Source organism: Deltaproteobacteria bacterium (assembly GCA_012522415.1).
Lineage (GTDB): Bacteria > Desulfobacterota > Syntrophia > Syntrophales > JAAYKM01 > JAAYKM01.
On sequence record JAAYKM010000074.1, the window covers coordinates 1 to 4773 of the forward strand.

Annotated in this window: 4 protein-coding genes; 3 read left to right on the plus strand and 1 reads right to left on the minus strand. The window is 59.8% G+C overall.

Annotation, left to right across the window (positions count from 1 at the left end):
- The coding region (locus tag GX147_06315; protein NLN60306.1) for a hypothetical protein at positions 1-194 on the minus strand (194 nt) is incomplete at its 3' end.
- A 904-nt stretch (positions 195-1098) separates the two neighbouring features.
- Between GX147_06315 and GX147_06320 the strand changes: the two genes are divergently transcribed.
- From GX147_06320 to GX147_06330, 3 genes are all read left to right on the plus strand, one after another.
- Positions 1099-2277 (plus strand): aminotransferase class V-fold PLP-dependent enzyme, encoded by a 1179-nt coding sequence (locus GX147_06320; protein ID NLN60307.1) that lies wholly within the window; start codon positions 1099-1101, stop codon positions 2275-2277.
- A gap of 999 nt (positions 2278-3276) precedes the next feature.
- Positions 3277-3885, plus strand: coding sequence for a sulfurtransferase-like selenium metabolism protein YedF (gene yedF, locus GX147_06325; GenBank protein ID NLN60308.1), 609 nt, complete (start codon positions 3277-3279; stop codon positions 3883-3885).
- 29 nt (positions 3886-3914) lie between these two features.
- The gene (locus tag GX147_06330; protein NLN60309.1) at positions 3915-4145 is read left to right on the plus strand and encodes a DUF3343 domain-containing protein; all 231 of its coding nucleotides are present in this window, start codon (positions 3915-3917) and stop codon (positions 4143-4145) included.
- Positions 4146-4773: the final 628 nt, after the last annotated feature.

The following is a 4773-nucleotide window of genomic DNA, read 5'->3' on the forward strand; positions in this document are numbered from 1 at the left end:
CCGGTCACGCCCAGGGTGCCCTCGTAGAGAGTACTACCACCACCACCATCGACGCCGTATATTTCCAGGTTACCGTTTATGGTAATCTCTCCCTCAAAAGTCTGATCCGCCTGCACCGGTGACACCCCCAGGATGCCCGCCAGTCCCACGGCCAGCAGAGAGAACCCCATTCTGCTCCACATTCCTTTTTTCATCCAACTTCCTCCTTCCCTCATTCAACGGCTGCCGTTTTCCCGCGCCCGCCGTTTTCTCCTCGCGCTTCGCGCCTCTTCTCCGCCACTAATGATCCCGCTGTTTCCAGCGCCCTTCCCGGGGAGCCCCAAGAGGCCCCGCTCCGTCCGCCTTCCCGGCGCACGCCCGTTGCGGGGCCCCGCTTCATCATGAAGCCCCGTTCGGATTCACCACGCTACCGGGAACCGCCGGGTCGCCACCCCGCGTGTCCGGCTACGCTCATCTCCTTTCCCCATTTGAATAGATAGATTGTAAGAACACCCGTTTCAAAGCCTCTTCTCATCGGGGACCCGGCCCTCCACTATGTGACCGGCGCCACCCGGCCCGGCGCGAAAGCGTCATGTTCGCGGGGGCGCCGATACGGGCATGATCCGGCCGGCGGAAAGCCGGGCGCGGGACACGCGTCAGAGGCGAAAGGAAGACCCCATGCCGAAGGACAGAGATGTAGGGTGTATCGTGCATGACGTGCTCCCTGATTGGTAAGATAAAATCCGCCTTGAACCAGACCGCGTTTGCCGAGCCCAGGCCTTAGCAAGAAACGATCCCCGGATATCGTTGGTGATGTGAAGTTCTTCACAAATTTGGTGTGATATTAGTCACCCTGATCGGCCATGTCAAGCTTAAAAGAGCCTCCCATCGGAAAAAATCTGATCCGGAGGCCGCCGCGACGAAGGGCCCGGGCGAAGGGGGAGACGGAATGGTTCAAAAAGGCGCCGGGAGCCGTCTCCGAAACCCCATTCGGCTCGTCATGACGGATATTCACCAAATGAATGATACGTTCAACATTATAGTTAAAAGCAATTTGACAGGGGCGGAGCCGGGGGGTAGCAGTAAGGAAAAATGGGGAAAACGGAACGGTCCATGGACATGCTTTACTTCGACAATGCCGCCACGACGTGGCCCAAGCCTCCGGGAATGCTCGACGCGATGATCCGTTACCAGGAAACGGTGGGGGGAAGCCCGGGGCGGTCCGGCCATCGTCTGGCCATCGAGGCGGCCCGCGTCGTTTACGACGCCCGCGAGGCGGTGGCGGAACTTTTCGGTATTGACGACCCTTCCCGCGTCGCCTTCACCAAAAACGGCACTGAGGGTCTGAACATCGTCATCCGGGGGTTGCTGAAACGGGGGGACCATTGCGTCACCTCCAGCATGGAACATAACGCCGTCATGCGTCCCCTGCGGGACATGGAAACCCGCGGCGTCGCCCTGTCCGTCGTCCCCTGCGCGACCGACGGTATGCTGAACCCGGCGGACCTGGAGGGGGCCATCCGGCCGGAAACCCGGCTCATCGTCCTCACCCATGCCAGCAACGTGACGGGTACGATTATGCCCGTCGCCGAGGTGGGGGCTATCGCCCGGCGTTACGGTGTTCCGCTTCTGGTCGATGCCGCCCAAACGGCGGGAGCGGTGCCCCTCGACGTCGGGACCATGCATATCGACTTCCTGGCCTTCACGGGGCACAAGTCCCTCTTCGGCCCCCAGGGAACGGGGGGGCTCTACATCCGCGGGGGACTCGACGAAACAACGCCGCCCCTCATGATGGGCGGTACGGGGAGCCGGTCGGAGTTTGAGGAACAGCCGGATTTCATGCCCGACAAGTATGAATCGGGGACCCAGAATACCATCGGCCTCGCCGGTTTGAGAGCCGGAATCGCCTTTGTCCGCGCCGAGGGGGTGGAGGCCATACGGCGAAAGGAATTGGCCCTGACCGGGGCGTTTCTGGATGGCGTGGGATGCCTGAAGGGCGTGAGGGTTTACGGACCGCGGGATCCGGAGAAGCGAACCGCCGTGGTGTCCTTCAACATTGACGGCGTGACCCCGTCGGAGGCCGCCGCGCGTCTCGACGAGGATTACGGCATCATGTGCCGCCCGGGCCTGCACTGTGCGCCCCTGGCCCACCGGACGACGGGCACCTTTCCCGGGGGAAGCGTCCGGTTCAGTTTCGGTTCTTTCAACACGCTGGAACAGGTGGAACAGGCGATCCGGGCCGTCGAGGAGATCGGACGGAGCGTAGGCGAGGAGGGGACCAAGGGGCTCTGTGCCTGAGAAGGAGGAGGGCCCCGTTTTGTCGTCGAACCGGATGATCCCCGTTACGCTCCTCGAAATGACATGAGTGGCTCCTCGAAATGGCTGGGGATGGTTGCGCCGGGCCGAAATGACATGAAGGCGACACCTCAGGGTGACACGGGTGGCTCCCCTGACGCCGCAGGATGGCATGGGGATGGTTGCGCCGGGTCGAAATGACATTTTTTTGTCATCCTGAATCCCCGCGCCAACCGCCATGTCATTACGTATCCCGCGCCAGGCCTAAAATGTCATTCCGAATCCCGCCGGAGGCGGGTGAGGAATCTTAAACGAAACACCTTGTGGCCCTTTTTGTCACTTCGAACGTTCCTCCTTGTCACTTCGAACGAACGTGAGAAGTCTTAAACGTAACACCACCTCTGAAAGCTCAGGGGGTAAGATTTCTCCCCGGCTTGACAGCCGGGTCGAAATGACATGGGGGGGCTGATGCCGGGCCGAAATGACATTTTTTTGTCATTCCGAATCCTGCCGGAGGCGGGTGAGGAATCTTAAACGAAACACCTTGCGGCCCTTTTTGTCACTTCGAGCGTTCCTCCTTGTCACTTCGAACGAACGTGAGAAGTCTTGAACGTAGCGCCACCTCTGAAGCTCAGGGGTTAAGATTTCTCCCCGGCTTGACAGCCGGGTCGAAATGACATGGGGGCTGATACCGGGTCGAAATGACAAGCCTTTGTTGTCATTCCGAGGAGCGTAGCGACGAAGAATCTCTGTGGTGGGGAGGGAAAGAGAGAGCCTTCGGCTGACGCCTCAGGGTGACATGGGCCGCTTCCCTGACGCCTCAGGGTGACATGGGGTGGGCGCTCCTCGAAACGACATGAGTGGCTCCTCAAAATGACGTCGAGGCCATACATCGCGATGACATTGAAGTCATGCCTTGAAGTGACGTCAAGGCCATACATGGCCCCCTCGGAGGGGATACGATCAAAACCGTAAAGAAAACCGTAAAAAGGAGACGTATATATGGTACGGGAAATTGACGCGCGAGGGCTCGCCTGTCCGCAGCCGGTCATTCTGACGAAAAAGGCCCTGGAAACGGAGGACGAGGTTGTCGTACTCGTCGATAACGATATCGCCGTGGAAAACGTGAAACGCCTGGCCACAAACCTGGGCTTTGCCGTCCACGTGGATAAGACGGAGGCAAAAACGTTCCGGCTGGGCCTGAAGAAGTCGGCCCTTCACGGTGGGGCCGCCCCCGTCCCGGCGGTGGACACCGCCCTGAACGCACCCGGTCAGGGTCCCCTGGTCATCGTGATCGGGGAAAACCGCATGGGTCGGGGCAGCGACGAACTGGGCTATATCCTCATGCGCAGTTTCATCCATACCCTCCTTGCCCTTGACCCCCTGCCGGGGACCATGATTTTTTTCAATTCCGGGGTCAAGCTGGCGGTCCGGGACTCGGACGTCCTGGACGACCTGAAAGAACTGGAGGCGAAGGGCGTCCATATCCTGGTTTGCGGCGCCTGCGTCGATTACTTCGACCTCGCCAAGGAAATCGCCGTCGGGACGATTTCGAATATGTACGATATCGTGGAAACCATGAGCAAATCGGGCCGGATGATCGTGTCCTGACGATTGGCGGAAGGGCAGGCGGACAAAAAATGGAACAACCGGAAAATTGCAGCGTCGTCCTCTTCCACAGCATCACCCACGCCATGAAAGCGGAGAAACGGCTCAAGGCGGCGGGGGTGACCATCAAACTCATTCCCGTGCCTAGGCACATCAGCTCCGACTGCGGCGTCTGCCTGCGTTTCCCCCGGGAACAGGAGGAGGCGGTCGCCGCCGCACTCACCGGATTCGTTGAGATCCGGGAGATTCGGCCCTTCTGCTGAAGAAGAGGACGTGAATGCTCCGCCATTTCGAGGAGCGGCCCCCATGTCATCCGAGGCGTCAGGGGAGCCACCCGTGTCACCCTGAGGCGTCAGCCGAAGGCTCTCTCTTTCCCTCTCCACCACAGAGATTCTTCGTCGCTTCGCTCCTCAGAATGACAACAAAGGCTTGTCATTTCGATCCGGCATCAGCCCTCCCTGTCATTTCGACCCGGCATCAGCCCCCCATGTCATTTCGACCCGGCTGTCAAGCCGGGGAGAAATCTTAACCCCCGGGGTTTCGAAGGCGGCGCTACGTTCAAGACTTCTCACGTTCGTTCGAAGTGACAAGAAGTTATGTCATTGCGAGGAGTGGCCCCACCCTGTCATTTCGGCCCGGCATCAGCCCCCCATGTCATTTCGACCCGGCTGTCAAGCCGGGGAGAAATCTTACCCCCTGAGCTTTCAGCGGTGGCGCTACGTTTAAGACTTCTCACGTTCGTTCGAAGTGACAAGAAGGAACGCTCGAAGTGACCAAAAGGGCCGCAAGGTGTTTCGTTTAAGATTCCTCACCCGCCTCCGGCGGGATTCGGAATGACATTTTAGGCCTGGCGCGGGATACGTAATGACATGGCGGTTGGCGCGGGGATTC

Coding starts and splice junctions, on each gene's coding strand:
- GX147_06320 (NLN60307.1), top strand. CDS start 1,099: ATGCTTTACTTCGACAATGCCGCCACGACGTGGCCCAAGCCTCCGGGA.
- yedF (NLN60308.1), top strand. CDS start 3,277: ATGGTACGGGAAATTGACGCGCGAGGGCTCGCCTGTCCGCAGCCGGTC.
- GX147_06330 (NLN60309.1), top strand. CDS start 3,915: ATGGAACAACCGGAAAATTGCAGCGTCGTCCTCTTCCACAGCATCACC.